General features: G+C 67.4%; 17 protein-coding genes and 1 pseudogene. 3 read left to right on the forward strand and 15 right to left on the reverse strand.

Annotated features, from left to right (window positions below):
- Positions 1–1,054: pseudogene (locus tag AC1DXV_RS18910) on the forward strand (hypothetical protein); the annotation flags it as partial.
- 46 nt (positions 1,055–1,100) lie between these two features.
- On the opposite strand, the gene phoR reads toward AC1DXV_RS18910, so the two are convergent.
- The 7 genes from phoR to pstS form a co-directional block, all read right to left on the reverse strand.
- Positions 1,101–2,459 carry a phosphate regulon sensor histidine kinase PhoR gene (phoR, locus tag AC1DXV_RS18915; protein WP_477872278.1) on the reverse strand — a complete coding sequence of 453 codons (1,359 nt, stop codon included), beginning with the start codon at positions 2,457–2,459 and terminating at the stop codon, positions 1,101–1,103.
- Between the two features lie 36 nt (positions 2,460–2,495).
- On the reverse strand, positions 2,496–3,203 hold the full coding sequence (phoB, locus tag AC1DXV_RS18920; RefSeq protein WP_477872280.1) for a phosphate regulon transcriptional regulator PhoB: 708 nt from the start codon (positions 3,201–3,203) through the stop codon (positions 2,496–2,498).
- Positions 3,204–3,231: 28 nt separating this feature from the next.
- Entirely contained in the window at positions 3,232–3,939 is a 708-nt protein-coding gene (phoU, locus tag AC1DXV_RS18925) for a phosphate signaling complex protein PhoU (RefSeq protein WP_047511540.1), read from the reverse strand.
- 14 nt (positions 3,940–3,953) lie between these two features.
- Positions 3,954–4,739 (reverse strand): phosphate ABC transporter ATP-binding protein PstB, encoded by a 786-nt coding sequence (pstB, locus tag AC1DXV_RS18930; protein WP_477934964.1) that lies wholly within the window; start codon positions 4,737–4,739, stop codon positions 3,954–3,956.
- A gap of 18 nt (positions 4,740–4,757) precedes the next feature.
- Positions 4,758–5,621, reverse strand: a complete 864-nt coding sequence (pstA, locus tag AC1DXV_RS18935; RefSeq protein ID WP_477934966.1) for a phosphate ABC transporter permease PstA — start codon at positions 5,619–5,621, stop codon at positions 4,758–4,760.
- Positions 5,618–6,595: a phosphate ABC transporter permease PstC gene (pstC, locus tag AC1DXV_RS18940; RefSeq protein ID WP_477934968.1), complete on the reverse strand. Its 978-nt coding sequence runs from the start codon at positions 6,593–6,595 to the stop codon at positions 5,618–5,620. Before pstC ends, pstA begins: the two co-directional genes overlap by 4 nt.
- Before the next feature lie 109 nt (positions 6,596–6,704).
- Positions 6,705–7,742, reverse strand: coding sequence for a phosphate ABC transporter substrate-binding protein PstS (pstS, locus tag AC1DXV_RS18945; RefSeq protein WP_477870980.1), 1,038 nt, complete (start codon positions 7,740–7,742; stop codon positions 6,705–6,707).
- Positions 7,743–7,957: 215 nt separating this feature from the next.
- On the opposite strand from pstS, the gene AC1DXV_RS18950 reads away from it, so the two are divergent.
- On the forward strand, positions 7,958–8,443 hold the full coding sequence (locus AC1DXV_RS18950; RefSeq protein WP_477934969.1) for a fasciclin domain-containing protein: 486 nt from the start codon (positions 7,958–7,960) through the stop codon (positions 8,441–8,443).
- A 3-nt stretch (positions 8,444–8,446) separates the two neighbouring features.
- Here AC1DXV_RS18950 and glmM read toward each other — a convergent pair whose 3' ends face one another.
- From glmM to AC1DXV_RS18970, 4 genes are all read right to left on the reverse strand, one after another.
- Positions 8,447–9,778, reverse strand: a complete 1,332-nt coding sequence (gene glmM, locus AC1DXV_RS18955; protein WP_477874001.1) for a phosphoglucosamine mutase — start codon at positions 9,776–9,778, stop codon at positions 8,447–8,449.
- Between the two features lie 48 nt (positions 9,779–9,826).
- Positions 9,827–10,669: a dihydropteroate synthase gene (gene folP, locus AC1DXV_RS18960; RefSeq protein WP_477934971.1), complete on the reverse strand. Its 843-nt coding sequence runs from the start codon at positions 10,667–10,669 to the stop codon at positions 9,827–9,829.
- Between the two features lie 69 nt (positions 10,670–10,738).
- Positions 10,739–12,640 (reverse strand): ATP-dependent zinc metalloprotease FtsH, encoded by a 1,902-nt coding sequence (gene ftsH / locus AC1DXV_RS18965; protein ID WP_047511524.1) that lies wholly within the window; start codon positions 12,638–12,640, stop codon positions 10,739–10,741.
- 99 nt (positions 12,641–12,739) lie between these two features.
- On the reverse strand, positions 12,740–13,441 hold the full coding sequence (locus AC1DXV_RS18970) for an RlmE family RNA methyltransferase (protein WP_477868960.1): 702 nt from the start codon (positions 13,439–13,441) through the stop codon (positions 12,740–12,742).
- Positions 13,442–13,474: 33 nt separating this feature from the next.
- On the opposite strand from AC1DXV_RS18970, the gene AC1DXV_RS18975 reads away from it, so the two are divergent.
- Positions 13,475–13,948 carry a YhbY family RNA-binding protein gene (locus tag AC1DXV_RS18975; protein WP_047511520.1) on the forward strand — a complete coding sequence of 158 codons (474 nt, stop codon included), beginning with the start codon at positions 13,475–13,477 and terminating at the stop codon, positions 13,946–13,948.
- Positions 13,949–13,953: 5 nt separating this feature from the next.
- On the opposite strand, the gene AC1DXV_RS18980 is transcribed toward AC1DXV_RS18975, so the two are convergent.
- From AC1DXV_RS18980 to AC1DXV_RS18995, 4 genes are all read right to left on the reverse strand, one after another.
- Positions 13,954–14,400, reverse strand: a complete 447-nt coding sequence (locus tag AC1DXV_RS18980; RefSeq protein WP_477868962.1) for a DUF4149 domain-containing protein — start codon at positions 14,398–14,400, stop codon at positions 13,954–13,956.
- 4 nt (positions 14,401–14,404) lie between these two features.
- Complete coding sequence (gene greA / locus AC1DXV_RS18985; RefSeq protein ID WP_047588675.1) at positions 14,405–14,881, reverse strand: transcription elongation factor GreA; 477 nt, start codon at positions 14,879–14,881, stop codon at positions 14,405–14,407.
- Between the two features lie 82 nt (positions 14,882–14,963).
- Entirely contained in the window at positions 14,964–18,218 is a 3,255-nt protein-coding gene (carB, locus tag AC1DXV_RS18990) for a carbamoyl-phosphate synthase large subunit (protein WP_477934974.1), read from the reverse strand.
- On the reverse strand, positions 18,211–18,819 hold a 609-nt coding region (locus AC1DXV_RS18995), incomplete at its 5' end, for a carbamoyl phosphate synthase small subunit (RefSeq protein ID WP_477934976.1). The genes carB and AC1DXV_RS18995, both read right to left, overlap by 8 nt.

Raw genomic sequence — 18,819 nt, forward strand, 5'->3', positions numbered from 1 at the left:
GCCGGCGCTCGCAGCCAGCGGGGCGCCGATGATCGGGGCGCTGCTCGCCGTCACCGGCGGCATCGTCTGTGGCCGCTCGAGCTACGAGCCGGCACGCCGCTTCACGCTGTGGATCGCCGCCGGCGGCGTGCTGGGGCTGCTGGTCGCGACCCTGCTCGGCGCCTGGGCCTGGCGGCTCGATGGCTACGTCGAGGCGAGCGATTTCGTGAGCCTGGGCAAGCTCTTCGTCTGGTTCATGTGGCCGGGCTGGCTGCTCGCGTTCTGGACGCTGTGGCGCTGGCGCGCGCAGTGGCTGAACCGGCACATCACCGCGCCGCTCGGCTGCGTGCTCGTGAGCGTGATCGCCTGCCTCGCGATGGGCGGCTCCGACCGCGCGCTGATGCTCGGCCTGCCGCCGCTCGCGGTGCTGGCGGCGTTCGCGCTGCCGACGCTGCACCGCGGCACCTCGGCCGCGATGGACTGGTTCTCGGTGTTCTTCTTCAGCGTCTGGGCGCTCGCGATCTGGGTCGTCTATGCGTCGGTCTACACCGGCGTGCCGGCCAAGCCGGCGGCCAACGTCGCGCGGCTGGCGCCGGGCTTCATCCCGAACTTCTCGCTGCTGGCGCTGCTGACGGCCATCGCGGCCACGCTGGCCTGGCTGTGGCTGGTGAAGTGGCGCACCGGGCGGCACCGCCATCCGCTGTGGAAGAGCCTGGTGCTGCCGGCCAGCGGCGTCGCGCTGTGCTGGTCGCTGCTGATGACGCTCGGGCTGCCGCTCTTCGACTACGCGCGCAGCTACCGCCCGCTGGTGACGCGCATCGCGCGCCATGTGCCGAGCGACGTGTGCATCGCAGCGCCCGGCCTCAGCCGCGCGCAGCTGGTGGCGCTGGAGTACTTCGGCGGCTACCGCGTCGACGCGACGCAGGCACCCGACCGCACGCTGTGCGAGTTCCTGATCGTGATGGAGACCTTGCGCCGCCAGGCGCCGGCCCCGCAGGGCTGGCAGCTGGTCACGCGGGAGTTGCGCCCCTCGGACAGCGACGAGGTGGCCGCGGTCTACCGCCGCGGACCGTAGCCCGGAAGACATTCCGGGAAAAGCCGCACCCGGATTGGCATCCGGGCTACGAGTCTTGAACCTGCGGCACGCTTCGGCGAGGATCCGGCGCCGGCTCCAGGAAGCGCACCCGCGCCGCCGGCAGCACCAGGCAGAAGCGCGAGCCCTTGCCGATCTCGCTGTGGATGTCGAGCTCGCCGCCGTGCCGCTGCACCACGTGCTTGACGATCGACAGCCCGAGCCCGGTGCCGCCGGTGTCGCGCGAGCGGCTGCCGTCGACGCGGTAGAAGCGCTCGGTCAGCCGCGGCAGGTGCTCGCGCGCGATGCCCGGGCCGGTGTCGCTGACCGCCACCTCGCCGGCACCATCCTCGCGCACCCGCCAGTTCACCGTGATGCGCCCGCCTTCCGGCGTGTAGCGCACCGCATTCGTCACCAGGTTGCCGACCGCGCTCATCAGCTCGCTTTCGCTGCCAGCGAGTTGCGCCGCATCGGCGCCGGAGAAGCTCAGCTGGTGGCGCCCCATCGACAGCGCGCTCGCATCGGCCTGCGCCTGGCCGAACAGCTTGCTGACGGCCACCCAGCGGTCGCTCGGCGGGCGCGGGCTGCCTTCGAGCTGCGCGAGCGTCAGCAGGTCGGCCACCAGCGTCTGCATGCGCTGCGTCTGCTGCCCCATCAGCGTCAGCACGCGGCGGCGCTCGACCTCGGTCAGCGGCAGGTTGCTCATGGTCTCGATGAAGCCCGACAGCACCGTCAGCGGCGTGCGGATCTCGTGCGAGACGTTGGCGACGAAATCGCGCCGCATGCCCTCGGAGCGCTCGCGCTCGGTGATGTCGAGCGACAGCACCAGCTTCAGGCCGTCGCCGTAGGGCCGGATGTAGACCGACAGCGTGCCGCGGCTGCGCAGGTCGGGCACCGTCACCGCCTGGTCGAAGGCGCCGGCCTGCAGGTAGCTGACGAAGACCGGCGCACGCACGAGGTTGGTCACGCGCTGGCGCTTGTCGCGCACCGGGTCGAGCCCGAAGTGGTCGGCCGCCACCGAGTTGCACCATTCGATCTGGTCGTTCTCGTCGAGCAGCAGCACGCCGTTCGGCGAGGCCTCGATGGCCGACAGGAAATGCGCCAGGCGCCCCTGCTCGCGGCTCACCGTGCGGTCGCGCGCCACCACGGCGCGCTCGATGCGGTAGCCCATCTCGCCCCAGAAGCCGGTGTCGCGCGGGGCCGAGCCCTCGAGCGAGCCGCTGAGCCAGCGCATCAGCCGGTAGCCGCGCACCGCGTCGATCAGCGCGACCGCGCTCGCACCGAGCAGCGTGCCGAGCCACAGGCCGACCAGCGGCGCATGCACCATCTCGCCCAGCACATGGCCGAGCCCGCCACCGACCGCCATCGCGAGGACGCCGGCCAGGAAGCGCGGCAGCAGCCAGTTCATCGCATCAGGTCCGTGTCAGGCCGAGGGCAGGCAGGCTCAGGCCGACAGCGACTGCGACTGCACCTGCTGCGTCAGCCGGTAGCCCGCGCCGCGGACGGTCTCGATCATCTGCGAGCAGTTGACCGGGTTCAGCGCCTCGCGCAGGCGCTTGACGTGCACGTCGACCGTGCGCTCCTCGATGAAGACATGGTCGCCCCAGACGCGGTCGAGCAGCTGCGAGCGGCTGTGCACGCGCTCCGGGTGCGTCATGAAGAAATGCAGCAGGCGGAACTCGGTCGGGCCGACGCGAACCTCATGGCCTTCGCGCGAGACGCGGCGCGTCGCCGGGTCGAGCTTCAGCGGGCCGACCTCGACCGCCGAGTCGAGCGCCTCGGGCGCCTTGCGGCGCAGCACCGCACGGATGCGCGCCATCAGCTCGTGCGTCGAGAACGGCTTGGTCAGGTAGTCGTCGGCACCGGCGTCCAGGCCCGAGATCTTGTCGGATTCGGCGGCGCGCGCGGTCAGCATGATGATCGGCAGCTCGCGGGTGCGCGGTTGCGAGCGCCAGCGCTTCGCGAGCGTGATGCCGGATTCGCCGGGCAGCATCCAGTCGAGCACCACCAGGTCGGGCAGCACGCGGTCGACCTGCACCAGCGCCTCGTCGGCCGTCGCCGCCACCACCACCTCGTAGCCCGCATGGCGCAGGTTGATGGACATCAGCTCGGCGATTGCCGATTCGTCTTCGACCACCAGCACCTGGCTCATCGTTGGATCCCCTTTGCAGCAGTTCGCGTCATCGCACCATCGACTCGACGTTCTCGAGCGAGTTGTGGCGCACGTCGGTGCCCATCACCACGTAGATGATGACCTCGGCGAGGTTCTTCGCATGGTCGCCCACGCGCTCGATCGCCTTGGCGACGAACACCAGGTCGATGCTCGACGAGATGGTGCGCGGGTCTTCCATCATGTAGGTGATGAGCTTGCGCATCAGGCCGTCGAATTCCTGGTCGATCTGGTCGTCCTGCTTCAGCACCTCGAGGGCCTTCGCGGTGTCGAGCCGCGCGAAGGCGTCAAGCGCCTTGCGCAGCTGGGCCACCGCCAGCTCGGCCTCGAAGGCCAGGTCGTTGACCGGCAGGCGCAGCCGGCTCGACACGCCGGTGTTGATCAGCCGCTGCACGGTGCGCGCGATGCGGGCCGCCTCGTCGCCGACGCGCTCCAGGTTGGCGATGGTCTTCGAGATCGCGATCAGCAGGCGCAGGTCGCGCGCCGTCGGCTGGCGCCGGGCGATGATGCTCGACAGGTCGCGGTCGATCTCCATCTCCATCGCGTTGACGCGCTCTTCGTTGCGCAGCACGTCGCTCGCGATGTCGCCGCTGAAGTTGGTCAGCGCGTAGACCGCCTGCGCGACCTGCGACTCGACCAGGCCGCCCATCTCGAGCACGCGCGTCGAGATGCCGCTGAGTTCGGTGTCGAACTGGGTGGAAAGGTGCTTGTCCGTCATGGTGCTTCCTCCGCTCAACCGAACCGGCCGGTGATGTAGTCTTCAGTGTCTTTCTTCTTCGGCTTCATGAACAGGTCCGACGTGACGCCGAACTCGATCAGGTCGCYGAGGTACATGTAAGCGGTGTAGTCGGAGCAACGCGCCGCCTGCTGCATGTTGTGCGTGACGATGACGACGGTGTAGTCGTTCTTCAGCTCGTGGATCAGCTCCTCGATCTTGCCGGTGGAGATCGGGTCGAGCGCCGAGCACGGCTCGTCGAGCAGCAGCACCTCGGGCTTGATCGCGATGCCGCGCGCGATGCACAGCCGCTGCTGCTGGCCGCCGGAGAGGCCGGAGCCGCTCTGCGCCAGCTTGTCCTTCACCTCGTTCCACAGCGCGGCCTTCTTGAGCGCCCATTCGACGCGCTCGTCCATCTCGACGCGCGGCAGGGTCTCGAACAGCTTCACGCCGAACGCGATGTTGTCGTAGATCGACATCGGGAACGGCGTCGGCTTCTGGAACACCATGCCGATCTTGGCGCGCACCAGCGAGACGTCCTGCTTGCTCTTCAGCACGTTCTCGCCGTCGACCAGGATCTCGCCTTCGGCGCGCTGCTCGGGGTAGAGCTCGAACATGCGGTTGAAGGTGCGCAGCAGCGTCGACTTGCCGCAGCCCGACGGGCCGATGAAGGCGGTGACCTTCTTCTCGGGGATGTCGAGGTTGATGCGCTTCAGCGCATGGAAGCTGCCGTAATAGAAGTTCAGGTTGCGCACCGAGATCTTGGCCTTCTCGGTCACCGGGAGTTCGACTTTGACGTCCATGTCGTTCTTTCTGGTTCTCTAGTGCTTGTTGCGGAAGACCACACGGGCAAAGATGTTCAGCGCGAGCACGCCGAGGGTGATCAGGAACACGCCGGCCCAGGCGAGCTTCTGCCAGTTCTCGTACGGGCTCATCGCGAACTTGAAGATCGTGACCGGCAGGTTGGCCATCGGCCCCGACAGGTTGCTCGACCAGAACTGGTTCGACAGCGCGRTGAACAGCAGCGGCGCGGTCTCGCCGGCGATGCGGGCGAAGGCGAGCAGCACGCCGGTCATCACGCCGGCGCGGGCCGCCTTCAGCGTGACGCTGGAGATCACCTTCCACTTCGGCGTGCCGAGCGCATAGGCCGCCTCGCGCAGCGCATGCGGGATCAGCGACAGCATGTTCTCGGTGGTGCGGATCACGACCGGGATCACGATCAGCGCCAGGGCCAGCACGCCGGCATAGCCGGAGTAGGTCTTGAAGCGCGCGACGATCACCGCGTAGATGAACAGGCCGATCACGATCGACGGCGCCGACAGCAGGATGTCGTTGATGAAGCGCGTGGCGCTACCCAGCCAGGTCTTCTGTCCGTACTCGGCCAGGTAGATGCCCGCGAGCACGCCGATCGGCGTACCAACCAGCGTGGCCAGCGACACCATCAGCATCGAGCCGTAGATCGCATTGGCGAGGCCGCCGATCTCGGCCTGCGGGGCCGGCGTCATCTCGGTCAGCACCGTCCAGGTGAGGCCACCGACGCCGAGCCGGAAGGTCTCGATCAGGATCCAGATCAGCCAGAACAGGCCGAAGGCCATCGCGGCCATCGACAGGGTGAGGGCCACCGCGTTGATACGGCGGCGGCTGCGCGCCTTGGCCAGGCGGCCGGCATCGATCACGGCGCTCATGAGCGGCCCCCTTCACCCTTCTTGAGCTGCGCGAGCAGCAGCTTGGACATCGACAGCACCACGAAGGTGATGAAGAACAGCACCAGCGCGAGGTACAGCAGCGAGGCCTGGTGCAGGCCCTCGCTCGCCTCGGCGAATTCGTTGGCCAGCACCGAGGTGATGCTGTTGGCGGCTTCGAACAGCGACGGCCCGTTCAGCTGGTTCGCGTTGCCGATCACGAAGGTGACCGCCATCGTCTCGCCGAGCGCGCGGCCCAGCCCCAGCATGATGCCGCCGATGACGCCGRTCTTGGTGTACGGCAGCACGACGCGGAAGACCACCTCCCAGGTGGAGGAGCCGAGCCCGTAGGCCGATTCCTTCAGCATCGCCGGCGTGACCTCGAACACGTCGCGCATCACCGCGGCGATGAACGGGATGATCATGATCGCGAGGATGATGCCGGCCGACAGGATGCCGATGCCCACCGGCGCGCCCGAGACCAGGCCCTTGAAGAACGGCACGTCGCCGAGCACGCGCTGCAGCGGCTGCTGCACGTACTCCGACAGCACCGGGCTGAACACCAGCAGGCCCCACATGCCGTAGACGATCGACGGCACCGCGGCCAGCAACTCGATCGCGACGCCCAGCGGGCGGCGCAGCCAGTTCGGCGACAGCTCGGTCAGGAACAGCGCGATGCCGAAGCTCACCGGCACCGCGATCAGCAGCGCGATCGCCGAGGTGGCGAGCGTGCCGTAGATCATCACGAGGCCGCCGTACTGATCCTTCACCGGATCCCATTCGCTGCGCCACAGGAAGCTCAGGCCGTACTCGCGGATGGCCGGCGCGGCGCCGATCACCAGCGAGACGATGATGCCGGCGAGCAGCAGCAGCGTGAGAATGGCGGCGCCGTGCGCCAGCAGCGAGAAGACCGTGTCGGCCCACGGTGCAGAACGGCGGGCCGAGGGCGGCTGCCCCAGGGGATCGGAGCGTTGCATCTCGTCTTTGTTGTAGTGCGATGCGGGGAGTGTAGCGGCCACGTTTCCTCCATCCAGGCGAGGGCGGCGAGACCCGGAGGTGCTCGCCGCCGTGAGTGAGCAGCGGGAATTACTTGACCGCGACGGCCTTGCCCGAAGCGTCCTTGATCTCGCCCCATTGCTTGCGGACCAGCGCCTTCACCGCGTCGGGCAGCGAGACGTATTCGAGATCGGCAGCCATCTTGTCGCCGTTGGCGTAGGCCCAGTCGAAGAACTTCAGCGAGTTGGTGGCCTGCACCGGCTTGTCCTGCGACTTCTGCATCATGATGAAGGTCGCGCCGGTCAGCGGCCAGGCATCCTTGCCGGCCTGCTCGGTCAGCACCTGGTAGAAGGTCTTGCTCCAGTCGGCACCGGCCGCGGCGGCCTTGAAGTTCACGTCGTCCGGCGACACGAAGTTGCCGTCCTTGTTCTTCAGCTGCACGTACGACATCTTGTTCTGCTTCGCGTAGGCGTACTCGACGTAGCCGATCGAGTTCGGCAGGCGCTGCACGTACGACGAGACGCCTTCGTTGCCCTTGCCGCCTGCGCCGGTCGGCCAGTTGACGGCGGTGCCCTCACCGACCTTGTCCTTCCACTCGGCGTTCACCTTCGACAGGTAGTTCGTGAAGATGAAGCTGGTGCCCGAGCCGTCGGCGCGGCGCACCACCGAGATCGCGGCGTCCGGCAGCGGCACGCCGGGGTTCAGCGCGGCCAGCGACGGGTCGTTCCACTTGGTGACCTTGCCGAGGTAGATGTCGCCGAGCGCCTGACCGGTCAGCTTGATCTGGCCGGGCTGGATGCCCTTGATGTTGACGACCGGCACGACGCCGCCGATCACGGTGGGGAACTGCACCAGGCCGTCCTTGGCGAGCTCGTCGTCCTTCAGCGGCATGTCGGAGGCGCCGAAGTCGACGGTCTTCGAGCGGATCTGCTTCAGGCCTGCGCCCGAGCCGACCGATTGGTAGTTGATGCGGGCGCCGCTGGCCTTGTTGTAGGCCTCGGCCCACTTGGCGTACAGCGGAGCCGGGAACGTGGCACCGGCGCCGGTGATGTCTTGAGCGAAGGCGATCGACGACACCGCGCTGACAGCCACCAGGGTGGCAACGGACCGGAACGACTTGAGGTTCATGGGGCGCACCTTTCAGGTACTGGCTGGAGGAATGCCCGGGACTGTAAAAGTCCTGTGTGACAAGGCGGTGACACCGCTGTCATCCAGCCTGGCCGGCAGCCGCGAAATTGGCGCTGACGCCCGGCAAACCGGGTTGTCATGAAGGATTCACGGCCCTGTCACATGCGATCCATATGCTGCCCGCCAGCCATCCCAACCCCTGAAGGACCCCTTCGATGAACAAGAGAACCTGGCTGATCGCCGCCACCTCCGCGCTGACCCTGCTGGCCGCCGGCTGTGCCACCACCCCGGCCCCGAAGACCGTCGCCGAAGTCGCCGCGACGACGCCCGAGCTGTCGACGCTGAACAAGCTGATCGGCGACGCCGGCCTCGCCGCCACGCTGAGCGGCCCCGGCCCGTACACCGTGTTCGCGCCGAGCAACGACGCGTTCAAGGCCGTGCCGGCGAAGACGATGGAAAACCTGGCCAAGGACAAGGCTGCGCTGGTCGCCCTGCTGAACTACCACGTGGTGCCCGGCCAGCTGACCTCGGCCGACATCAAGAACGGCCCGGCCAAGACGCTGCAGGGCGGCAACCTCGCGCTGTCGAAATCCGGCACGTTCGTGACGGTCGAGGACGCCGTCGTGACGCAGGCCGACCTGAAGGCCAGCAACGGCGTCGTTCAGATCGTCGACCGCGTGTTCATTCCGGCCGCGAAGTAAGCCTCAGGCGCGCAAGGTATCCGCCAGGCGCTCGGCGCAGGCCTTGGCCTGCGCGGCGTCGCGGGCCTCGACCATCACGCGCACCAGCGGTTCGGTGCCGGATGGGCGGATCAGCAGGCGGCCGTCGTTGCCCAGCTCGCGCAGCACGGCAGCCTGCGCCTCGGCCAGCTTCGGCGCGGACTTCCAGTCCTGCCCGGGCTTCAGCCGCACGTTCACCAGCACCTGCGGGAACAGCGTCACCGCCTCGACCAGCTGGGCCAGCGACTTGCCGCTGCGGCTCACCGCCTGCAGCACCTGCAGCGCGCTGACGATGCCGTCGCCGGTGGTGTGCTTGTCGAGCGCCAGCAGGTGGCCCGAGCCCTCCCCGCCCAGCAGCCAGCCGCGCGCGGCCAGCTCTTCGAGCACGTAGCGGTCGCCGACCTTGGCGCGCACGAACTCGATGTCCTGCGCCTTCAGCGCCACCTCGACCGCCATGTTGGTCATCAGCGTGCCCACCGCCCCGGGCACGCGCTGGCCCTGCGCCAGGCGGTCGGCCACCATCACGTAGAGCAGCTCGTCGCCGTTGTAGAGGCGGCCGTCGGCATCGACCAGCTGCAGGCGGTCGGCATCGCCATCGAGCGCGACCCCATAGTCCGCCTGGTTCTCGCGCACCGCCTTGACCAGGGCGGCCGGCGCGGTGGCACCGAAGCCGGCGTTGATGTTGAGGCCGTCGGGGTTGCAGCCGATCGCGATGACCTCGGCGCCCAGTTCGTGGAACACGTCGGGCCCGGATTGGTAGCCCGCCCCGTGCGCCGCATCGACGACGATCTTCAGGCCCTTCAGCGACAGGTCGTTGCTGAAGGTGCTCTTGCAGAACTCGACGTAGCGCCCGCGCGCCGCCTCGAGCCGGCGCGCCTTGCCGAGCTGGGCCGAGTCGACCCATTGCGCGGGCTCCTCCAGCGCCGCCTCGACGCGCTGCTCCCACTCGTCGGGCAGCTTCTCGCCACGTGCCGAGAAGAACTTGATGCCGTTGTCGGGGTAGGCGTTGTGCGAGGCGCTGATCACGACACCGAGGTCCAGCCGCAGCGCGCGCGTGAGATACGCCACGCCCGGGGTCGGCAGCGGGCCGGTGAGCAGCACGTCGACGCCGGCCGACGCGAAGCCGGCTTCGAGGGCCGATTCGATCATGTAGCCGGAGATCCGCGTGTCCTTGCCGATCAGCACCGTCGGCTTGGCAATGTCGGCCTTCAACACCCGGCCGACGGCATGGCCGAGGCGCAGCATGAAATCGGGGGTGATCGGCGATTGGCCGACGGTTCCGCGGATGCCGTCGGTGCCGAAATAGGTTCTGCTCATGCGCTTGTCTCCACGCCCAGGATCTGTGAGGACGGGATTTTGCGGCAACTAGCGGCCGCCGCCATCGATCAGCCCGGCGGCACCCCACACCTTGAGGGCGTCCACTGTGGGGGTGACGTCGTGGACCCGCAACACGCGCGCACCGTTCTGGACGGCCGCCAGCGCTGCCGCCACGCTCGCGACCAGCCGCTCGCCGACCGGCCGCCCGGTGATCGCCCCCAGGCTGCTCTTGCGCGACCAGCCCGCCAGCAGCGGGTAGCCGAGCTGCAGCAGCTCCTGCTGGCGCGCCAGCAACGCGAAGTTGTGCGCGACGGTCTTGCCGAAGCCGATGCCCGGATCGATCACGATGCGCTCGGCGGCAACCCCGCGCTGCGCCAGCGCGGCACCACGGCCGGCGAGGAAATCGCGCACCTCGGCGACCACATCGTCATAGCGCGGCGCCACCTGCATCGATTTCGGCTCGCCCTGGGCGTGCATCAGGCAGATGCCGCAGCGGGGGTGCGCAGCCACCACTGCCTCGGCACCCGGTGCCTGCAGCGCGAAGATGTCGTTGACGATGTCGGCGCCCAGGTCGAGCGCGGCGCGCATCACCTCGGTCTTGTAGGTGTCGATCGACAGCGGCACCTGCAGCCGCAGTGCCTCGCGCAGCACCGGCAGCAGCCGCGCCAGTTCGTCGGCCACCGGCACCGCATCGGCGCCGGGCCGGCTCGATTCGGCACCGAGGTCGAGGATGTCGGCACCGTCCTTCAACAGCTGCTCGCAGTGCGCCAGCGCGGCCTTCGTGCTCGCATGCTGCCCACCGTCGGAGAACGAATCGGGCGTGATGTTGACGATGCCCATCACGCGCGGGCGCGTCAGGTCGATCGAGAAGCGGGTGGTCTGCCAGTGCATCGCAGGGTCCTCCTGCTCAACCATGAAAAACGGGGCCGAAGCCCCGTCGTCTGAACCGCATCGATACGCTCAGGCCGCGGCCGGTGCGCCGTCCGGCTTGACCGGCGGCGTCGGGCCGCTCGGCTTGCCGGAACTGGAACTCCAGTCCTTCGGCGGGCGCGGCGGGCGGTCGCCCATGATGTCGTCGATCTGGTCGGCGTCGATGGTTTCCCATTCGAGCAGCGCCTTCGCCATCGCGTGCATCTTGTCCTGGTTGTCCTCGATCAGCTTGCGGGCGATCGCGTACTGCTCGTCGATGATGCGGCGGATCACGTCGTCGACCTTCTGCATCGTCTGCTCGGACACGTTGACCTGCTTGGTCACCGAGCGGCCCAGGAAGACCTCGCTCTCGTTCTCGGCGTAGACCATCGGACCCAGCTCGTCGGTCATGCCGTAGCGGGTGACCATGTCGCGCGCCATCGAGGTGGCACGCTCGAAGTCGTTCGACGCGCCGGTGGTCATCTGGTGCATGAACACTTCTTCGGCGATGCGGCCGCCGAACAGCATGCTGATGGTGTTCAGCATGTACTCGCGGTCGTAGCTGTAGCGGTCCTTCTCGGGCAGCGACAGCGTCACGCCCAGCGCACGGCCGCGCGGGATGATCGTGACCTTGTGCACCGGGTCGAGCTTGGGCAGCATGCGGCCGATCAGCGCGTGACCGGCCTCGTGGTACGCGGTGTTGCGGCGCTCTTCCTCGTCCATGACCATCGACTTGCGCTCGGCGCCCATCATGATCTTGTCCTTGGCGCGCTCGAAGTCGATCATCTCGACGACCCGGCCGTTGCGGCGCGCTGCGAACAGCGCCGCCTCGTTGACCAGGTTGGCCAGGTCGGCACCCGAGAAGCCCGGGGTGCCGCGCGCCAGGATGTCGGCACGGATGTCGGCACCGACCGGCACCTTGCGCATGTGCACGTTGATGATCTGCTCGCGGCCGCGGATGTCGGGCAGCGTCACGTAGACCTGGCGGTCGAAGCGGCCCGGGCGCAGCAGCGCGGGGTCGAGGATGTCGGGCCGGTTGGTGGCCGCCATCACGATCACGCCGAGGTTGGTCTCGAAGCCGTCCATCTCGACCAGCATCTGGTTCAGCGTCTGCTCGCGCTCGTCGTTGCCGCCGCCGAGGCCGGCACCGCGGTGGCGGCCGACCGCGTCGATTTCATCGACGAAGATGATGCAGGGCGCGCTCTTCTTGGCCTGCTCGAACATGTCGCGCACGCGCGCCGCGCCGACGCCGACGAACATCTCGACGAAATCGGAGCCCGAGATGCTGAAGAACGGCACCTTCGCCTCGCCGGCGATCGCCTTGGCCAGCAGCGTCTTGCCGGTGCCCGGAGGGCCGACCAGCAGCACGCCGCGCGGAATGCGGCCACCGAGCTTCTGGAACTTCTGCGGGTCCTTCAGGAAGTCGACCAGCTCCTTGACCTCTTCCTTGGCCTCGTCGCAACCGGCGACATCGGCGAAGGTGGTGGTGTTGTTGGCCTCGTCGAGCATGCGCGCCTTCGACTTGCCGAAGCTGAACGCGCCGCCCTTGCCGCCGCCCTGCATCTGGCGCATGAAGTAGATCCACACGCCGATCAGCAGCAGCATCGGGCCCCATGAGCCGAGGATGCTCAACAGGATCGACGGCTCCTCGCGGGGCTTGACGTCGAACTTGACGTTGTTGTTGATCAGGTCGCCAACCAGGCCGCGATCGAGGAAGGTTGCGGTGGTGCGCAGGTCCTTGTCGTCGGTGGTCTTGGCCTTGATCTCGGTTCCGGAGGGTCCTTCCTGCAGTTGGACGCTCTTGATCCGCTTGCTGCGCACTTCCTCCAGGAAGTCGGAATAGCCGATCTGGCTGCCTTGCATTGCACCCTTGTCGAACTGCTTGAACACGGTGAACAGCACGAGTGCGATCACCAGCCAGACAGCGACTTTGGAGAACCATTGATTGTTCACCGCGGCTCCTTCTTGCGATAAATCCTCAGCGCGAGCACAGGACGTGCCCAGCATCCACGGCATCTGGGGGTGATTCTAGTCCACGCAACCCATGCGGTTTCACGAACGCTTATCGACCTGAATCCCCGGATTCTTGAGACCGATGCCAACCAGGAAGGTTTCGGAGGATTTGTCGCGCGAAGCCTTCGGTTTGATCGGTTTCACGACCCGGAAGGTTTTCTTGAACATCTCGACCAATTGGCTGTGGCCGCTGCCATGGAAAACCTTGCTGACCAGTGCGCCATTCGGCGTCAGATGGTTTTGCGCGAATTCGACCGCCAATTCCACCAGGTGCTCCATGCGGGCCGCATCGGAACTGTCGATGCCCGACAGGTTGGGCGCCATGTCGGAAATCACCACGTCGACCGGCCGGCCGGCCACCAGCTCGTGCAACTGCGCCAGCACCGCATCCTCGCGAAAATCGCCCTGGAAGAAGACGACGCCTTCGATCGGCTCGATCGGCAGGATGTCGAGCGCGATGATGGTGCCGTTCAGTTCGCCGGCGGCGGCGCCCCCGAGGCCGCCGACCTCCTTCGGGGCGAACTTGCGGCGCACGTACTGGCTCCAGGCCCCCGGCGCGGCGCCCAGGTCGACCACCAGCTGGCCCGGGCGGATCAGCTTGAGCTCCTCGTCGATCTCCTTCAGCTTGTAAGCCGCACGGGCGCGATAGCCCTCTTTCTGGGCCAGCTTCACGTAGGTGTCGTTGAGGTGGTCGTGCAGCCACGCCTTGTTGACTTTCTTGCTTTTTGTCTTGATTTTCATTGGCTTACGCTCACTGCAACCGATAATACCGACATGCCTGCCATCGAACTGAATCCCGCCCAGCGCAAGGACAAGCGCGCTGAAGCCCACCACCTGAACCCGGTCGTCCTGATCGGTGGTGACGGCCTGACCCCTGCCGTGATCAAGGAAGCCGATGCCGCGCTCAATGCCCACGGACTGATCAAGATCCGCGTCTTCTCCGACGAGCGCGACACCCGCGAGGCCATCCTTGCGCAGCTCAGCGACCAGCTGAACGCCGCCCCGATCCAGCACATCGGCAAGCTGCTGGTGCTGTGGCGCCCGATCCCCCCGAAGGAAAAGGCCGAGCGCGAAGACCGCATGCCGGGGCCGCGCACCGTCAAGATCCTGAAATTCTCGAAGAGCGGCAACCACCGCCCGCAGGTCAAGAAGCTCAAGGTGCTGGGCAACCAGCGGGTCGCCGCCGGCGGCGAGATCAAGCGCGCCAAGAAGCGCATCACGAGCCTGAAGAAGTCGGCCGCCGACTGAGCCCTTCAGGCCGGCTTGGCCGCGTTCAGCCGCCAGGCCAGCACCAGCAACAACAGCGTCTTGACGCCATACAGGCCCATCGAGATGCCGTGCAGCGCGCCGAAGGACAGGCCGCCCTGCCCCGCCCGCGCGGCTGCCATCACCGGCTGCAGGCCGAAATACCCGAGCACGGTGCAGAAGGCGACGGCCAGCAGCATCAGCGCATCGGCACCCAGCACGCTGCGCCGCGTCTCCGTCATCTGCCAGATGCGGCGCAGCATCAGCAGCAGCACGCTCAGGCCGAGGCTCAGGTAGGCCTCCTGCATGAACATGCGGCCGGCGATGCGCCCGGCCGTCTCGGGAAACGTGCTGGCGAAGCCGGCCGGCGCGCCGATCAAGCCCACGCCCAGCAGGACGCCGGCCCACAGGCCGGTCAGGAATCCCGCTGCGCGCTGCAGCTTCTGGGGCGTCATCACGTCAGACGTAGCGGACTTCGACAATCTCGTAGCTCTTGACGCCGCCCGGCGCCTGCACCTCGGCCACGTCGCCAGCCACCTTGCCGATCAACGCACGCGCGATCGGGGAGCCGATCGAGATGCGGCCTTCCTTCAGGTCGGCTTCATCCTCGCCGACGATCTGATACGTGACGGGATTGCCGGTCTTCTCGTCCTCGAGCTCGACGGTGGCGCCGAACACCACGCGCCCCTCGGCATTCAGCGCCTTCGGGTCGATGATCTGTGCCGCGGCCAGCTTGCTTTCGACCTCGAGGATGCGGCCTTCGATGAAACCCTGCTTGTCCTTGGCGGCCTCGTACTCGGCGTTCTCCGACAGGTCGCCCTGCGCGCGTGCTTCGGCGATGGCCTGGATGATCGCGTGGCGCTCCACCGTCTTCAGCCGGTGCAGTTCCTCCTTGAGTTTTTCGGCACCGCGCACGGTGATGGGGATGGTCGTCATGGTGGAACCCTGAAGGCAAAAATGAAGCCGCCGCCCTCTCCCTCGCGGGAGGCCCGGCGGCGGCCGATGTGTTGCAGAAAGTTTAGTGCAGTTCGCGGTGCAGCTCTTGCAGGGAAAGCACGACCAGATCGTCCTGGTGCTTCATGCCTTCGACCGCGGCTTCGCAGCCGGCCATGCTGGTGTAGTAGGTCACCCGGTTGGCCAGCGCCGCCTGGCGGATGTGGCGCGAATCGGCGATCGCCGTGCGCGTCTCGTCGACCGTCGTGAACACCAGCTGGATCTCGCCGGCCTTCACCATGTCGACGATGTGGGGGCGGCCGTCCTTGACCTTGTTGACCGCCTTCACCGGCACGCCGCCTTCGGCGATGGCCGCGGCCGTGCCCTTGGTCGCAACGACCTGGAAGCCGAGCTGGTGCAGGTCGCGCGCCACCACCACCGCACGCGCCTTGTCGCCGTTCTTCACGGTGATGCAGACGGTGCCGCGGTCGGGCAGCCGCGAGCCGGCGCCGAGCTGGCTCTTCAGCATGGCCTCGCCGAAGGTGCGGCCCGCACCCATCACCTCGCCGGTGGAGCGCATCTCCGGGCCGAGGATCGGGTCGACGCCGGGGAACTTGTTGAACGGGAACACCGCTTCCTTCACCGAGAAGTACGGCGGGATCACCTCGCGCGGCAGCTTGCCGTGGCGATCCTTCTGGCTCGACAGCTTCTGGCCGACCATGCAGCGCGCCGCGATCTTCGCGAGCGGCTGGCCGGTGGCCTTCGAGACGAACGGCACCGTGCGCGACGCACGCGGGTTGACCTCGAGCACGTAGACGACCGCATCGGCGCCCTCGCCCTGGATCGCGAACTGCGTGTTCATCAGGCCCTTGACCTTCAGCGCCTTGGCCATCAGCACCGTCTGGCGGCGCAGTTCGTCCTGCAGGCTCTTCGGCAGCGAGTACGGCGGCAGCGAGCAGGCCGAGTCGCCCGAGTGGATGCCCGCCTGCTCGACGTGCTCCATGATGCCGCCGATCATCACCTCGTCGCCGTCGCTGATGCAGTCGACGTCGACCTCGATCGCGTCGTCGAGGAAGCGGTCGAGCAGCACCGGCGACTTTTCCGACACCTTCACCGCTTCGCGCATGTAGCGCTCGAGGTCCTTCTCGCCGTGCACGATTTCCATCGCGCGGCCGCCCAGCACATAGCTCGGGCGCACCACCAGCGGGTAGCCGATCTCGGCGGCCAGCGTCTTCGCGGCTTCTTCGGTGCGCGCGGTGCGGTTCGGCGGCTGCTTCAGGCCGAGCTCGTGCAGCAGCTTCTGGAAGCGCTCGCGGTCTTCGGCGATGTCGATGCTGTCGGGCGAGGTGCCGACGATCGGCACGCCGGCGCGCTCGAGGTCGAGCGCCAGCTTCAGCGGCGTCTGGCCGCCGTACTGCACGATCACGCCGACCGGCTTTTCCTTCGCGACGATCTCCAGCACGTCTTCCAGCGTCACTGGCTCGAAGTACAGGCGGTCGGACGTGTCGTAGTCGGTCGACACGGTCTCGGGATTGCAGTTGACCATGATGGTCTCGTAGCCATCCTCGCGCATCGCGAGCGCGGCATGCACGCAGCAGTAGTCGAACTCGATGCCCTGGCCGATGCGGTTCGGGCCACCGCCCAGCACCATGATCTTCTTGCGGTCGGTCGGCTCGGCCTCGCACTCCTCGTCGTAGGTCGAGTACATGTACGCGGTCTGCGTCGAGAACTCGGCGGCGCAGGTGTCCACGCGCTTGTAGACCGGGCGCACGTTCTGCGCCCAGCGGGCCTCGCGCACCTCGTGCTGGTGCGTGCCCAGCAGCTTGGCCAGGCGCCGGTCGGAGAAGCCCTTCTGCTTCAGGAAGCGCAGTTCCTCGGTCGACAGGCTCGCGACCGTGCGGCCGGCGAGCGCCTGCTCGAACTTGATCAGCTGCTGGATCTGCGCGAGGAACCACGGGTCGATCGCGGTCTCCTCGAATACTTCCTGCAGGCTCATGCCGATGCGGAATGCATCGCCGACGTACAGGATGCGCTCGGGGCCGGCCTCGCCGATCTCGGCAATGATCTCGTCGCGGTCGGTGCTTCGCTCGGTCAGCCCGTCGATGCCGGTCTCGAGGCCACGCAGCGCCTTCTGGAAGCTCTCCTGGAAGGTGCGGCCCATCGCCATCACCTCGCCGACCGATTTCATCTGCGTCGTCAGGCGCGAATCGGCGGCCGGGAACTTCTCGAACGCGAAGCGCGGGATCTTCGTGACGACGTAGTCGATGCTCGGCTCGAACGAGGCGGGCGTCGCGCCGCCGGTGATGTCGTTGCGCAACTCATCGAGCGTGTAGCCGATCGCCAGCTTGGCGGCGACCTTCGCGATCGGGAAGCCGGTGGCCTTCGAGGCCAGCGCCGACGAGCGGCTGACGCGCGGGTTCATCTCGATCACGACCATGCGGCCATCGACCGGGTTGATCGAGAACTGCACGTTCGAGCCGCCGGTGTCGACGCCGATCTCGCGCAGGATCGCGATGCTGGCGTTGCGCAGCAGCTGGTATTCCTTGTCGCTCAGCGTCTGTGCCGGCGCCACCGTGATCGAGTCGCCGGTGTGGATGCCCATCGGGTCGAGGTTCTCGATCGAGCAGACGATGATGCAGTTGTCGGCGCGGTCGCGCACGACTTCCATCTCGTACTCTTTCCAGCCGATCAGGCTTTCCTCGATCAGCAGTTCCTTGGTGGGCGACAGGTCGAGGCCGCGCTTGCAGATCTCCTCGAACTCTTCCGGGTTGTAGGCGATGCCGCCGCCAGTGCCGCCGAGCGTGAAGCTCGGGCGGATCACCATCGGGAAGCCGGTGCCGCCGATCTCGGCGGTGATGCGCTTCTGCACGGAGAGCGCCTCTTCCATCGAGTGGGCGATGCCCGAGCGCGCCGAGTGCAGGCCGATGCCGGTCATCGCGTCCTTGAATTTCAGGCGGTCCTCGGCCTTCTCGATCGCCTTCTCGTTCGCGCCGATCATCTCGACGCCGTACTTCGCGAGCACGCCGTGCTTGTGCAGGTCGAGTGCGCAGTTCAGCGCGGTCTGGCCACCCATCGTCGGCAGCACCGCATCGGGGCGCTCCTTCGCGATGATCTTCTCGACCACCTGCCAGGTGATCGGCTCGATGTAGGTGACGTCGGCCATCTCCGGGTCGGTCATGATCGTCGCCGGATTGCTGTTGACGAGGATGACCTTGTAGCCCTCTTCGCGCAGCGCCTTGCAGGCCTGTGCGCCGGAGTAGTCGAACTCGCAGGCCTGGCCGATGATGATCGGACCGGCCCCGATGATGAGGATGGATTTGAGGTCGGCGCGCTTAGGCATTGTTCTTCTCCATCATGGCCGTGAAGCGGTCGAACAGGTAGCCGATGTCATGGGGTCCCGGGGAGGCCTCTGGATGGCCCTGGAAGCAGAAAGCGGGTTTGTCGGTGCGCGCCAGCCCCTGCAGCGTGCCGTCGAACAGGCTGACGTGCGTGGGGCGCAGGTTGGCAGGCAGGCTACCCTCGTCGACCGCGAAGCCGTGGTTCTGGCTCGTGATGCTGACGCGGCCGTTGTCCAGGTCCTTCACCGGGTGGTTCGCGCCGTGGTGGCCGAACTTCATCTTGAAGGTCTTCGCGCCGGAGGCCAGCGCCAGGATCTGGTGGCCCAGGCAGATGCCGAAGGTCGGGATGCCGGTGTCGATCAGCGTGCGCGTCGCGGCGATCGCGTAGTCGCAGGGCTCGGGGTCGCCGGGGCCGTTGCTGAGGAAGATGCCGTCGGGCTTGTACGCGAGCACCTCGGCGGCCGGGGTCTGCGCCGGCACCACGGTCACCTTGCAGCCGCGGCTGGCGAGCATGCGCAGGATGTTGCGCTTGACGCCGTAGTCGTAGGCCACCACGTGGAAGCGCGGATCCTTCAGCGCGCCGTAGCCGTGGCCGAGCGTCCA

This window comes from Rhizobacter sp. P3_C12 (genome assembly GCF_056402735.1).

Bases quoted from the DNA above. Each gene is read 5' to 3' on its own strand.
- phoR (WP_477872278.1), bottom strand. From the start codon at position 2,459: ATGAACTGGCTGCTGCCGCGCTTCCTGGCCGGCGTCCTCGCGATGGCG.
- phoB (WP_477872280.1), bottom strand. From the start codon at position 3,203: ATGAGCCAGGTGCTGGTGGTCGAAGACGAATCGGCAATCGCCGAGCTG.
- phoU (WP_047511540.1), bottom strand. From the start codon at position 3,939: ATGACGGACAAGCACCTTTCCACCCAGTTCGACACCGAACTCAGCGGC.
- pstS (WP_477870980.1), bottom strand. From the start codon at position 7,742: ATGAACCTCAAGTCGTTCCGGTCCGTTGCCACCCTGGTGGCTGTCAGC.
- AC1DXV_RS18950 (WP_477934969.1), top strand. From the start codon at position 7,958: ATGAACAAGAGAACCTGGCTGATCGCCGCCACCTCCGCGCTGACCCTG.
- glmM (WP_477874001.1), bottom strand. From the start codon at position 9,778: ATGAGCAGAACCTATTTCGGCACCGACGGCATCCGCGGAACCGTCGGC.
- folP (WP_477934971.1), bottom strand. From the start codon at position 10,669: ATGCACTGGCAGACCACCCGCTTCTCGATCGACCTGACGCGCCCGCGC.
- AC1DXV_RS18970 (WP_477868960.1), bottom strand. From the start codon at position 13,441: ATGAAAATCAAGACAAAAAGCAAGAAAGTCAACAAGGCGTGGCTGCAC.
- AC1DXV_RS18975 (WP_047511520.1), top strand. From the start codon at position 13,475: ATGCCTGCCATCGAACTGAATCCCGCCCAGCGCAAGGACAAGCGCGCT.
- AC1DXV_RS18980 (WP_477868962.1), bottom strand. From the start codon at position 14,400: ATGACGCCCCAGAAGCTGCAGCGCGCAGCGGGATTCCTGACCGGCCTG.
- greA (WP_047588675.1), bottom strand. From the start codon at position 14,881: ATGACGACCATCCCCATCACCGTGCGCGGTGCCGAAAAACTCAAGGAG.
- carB (WP_477934974.1), bottom strand. From the start codon at position 18,218: ATGCCTAAGCGCGCCGACCTCAAATCCATCCTCATCATCGGGGCCGGT.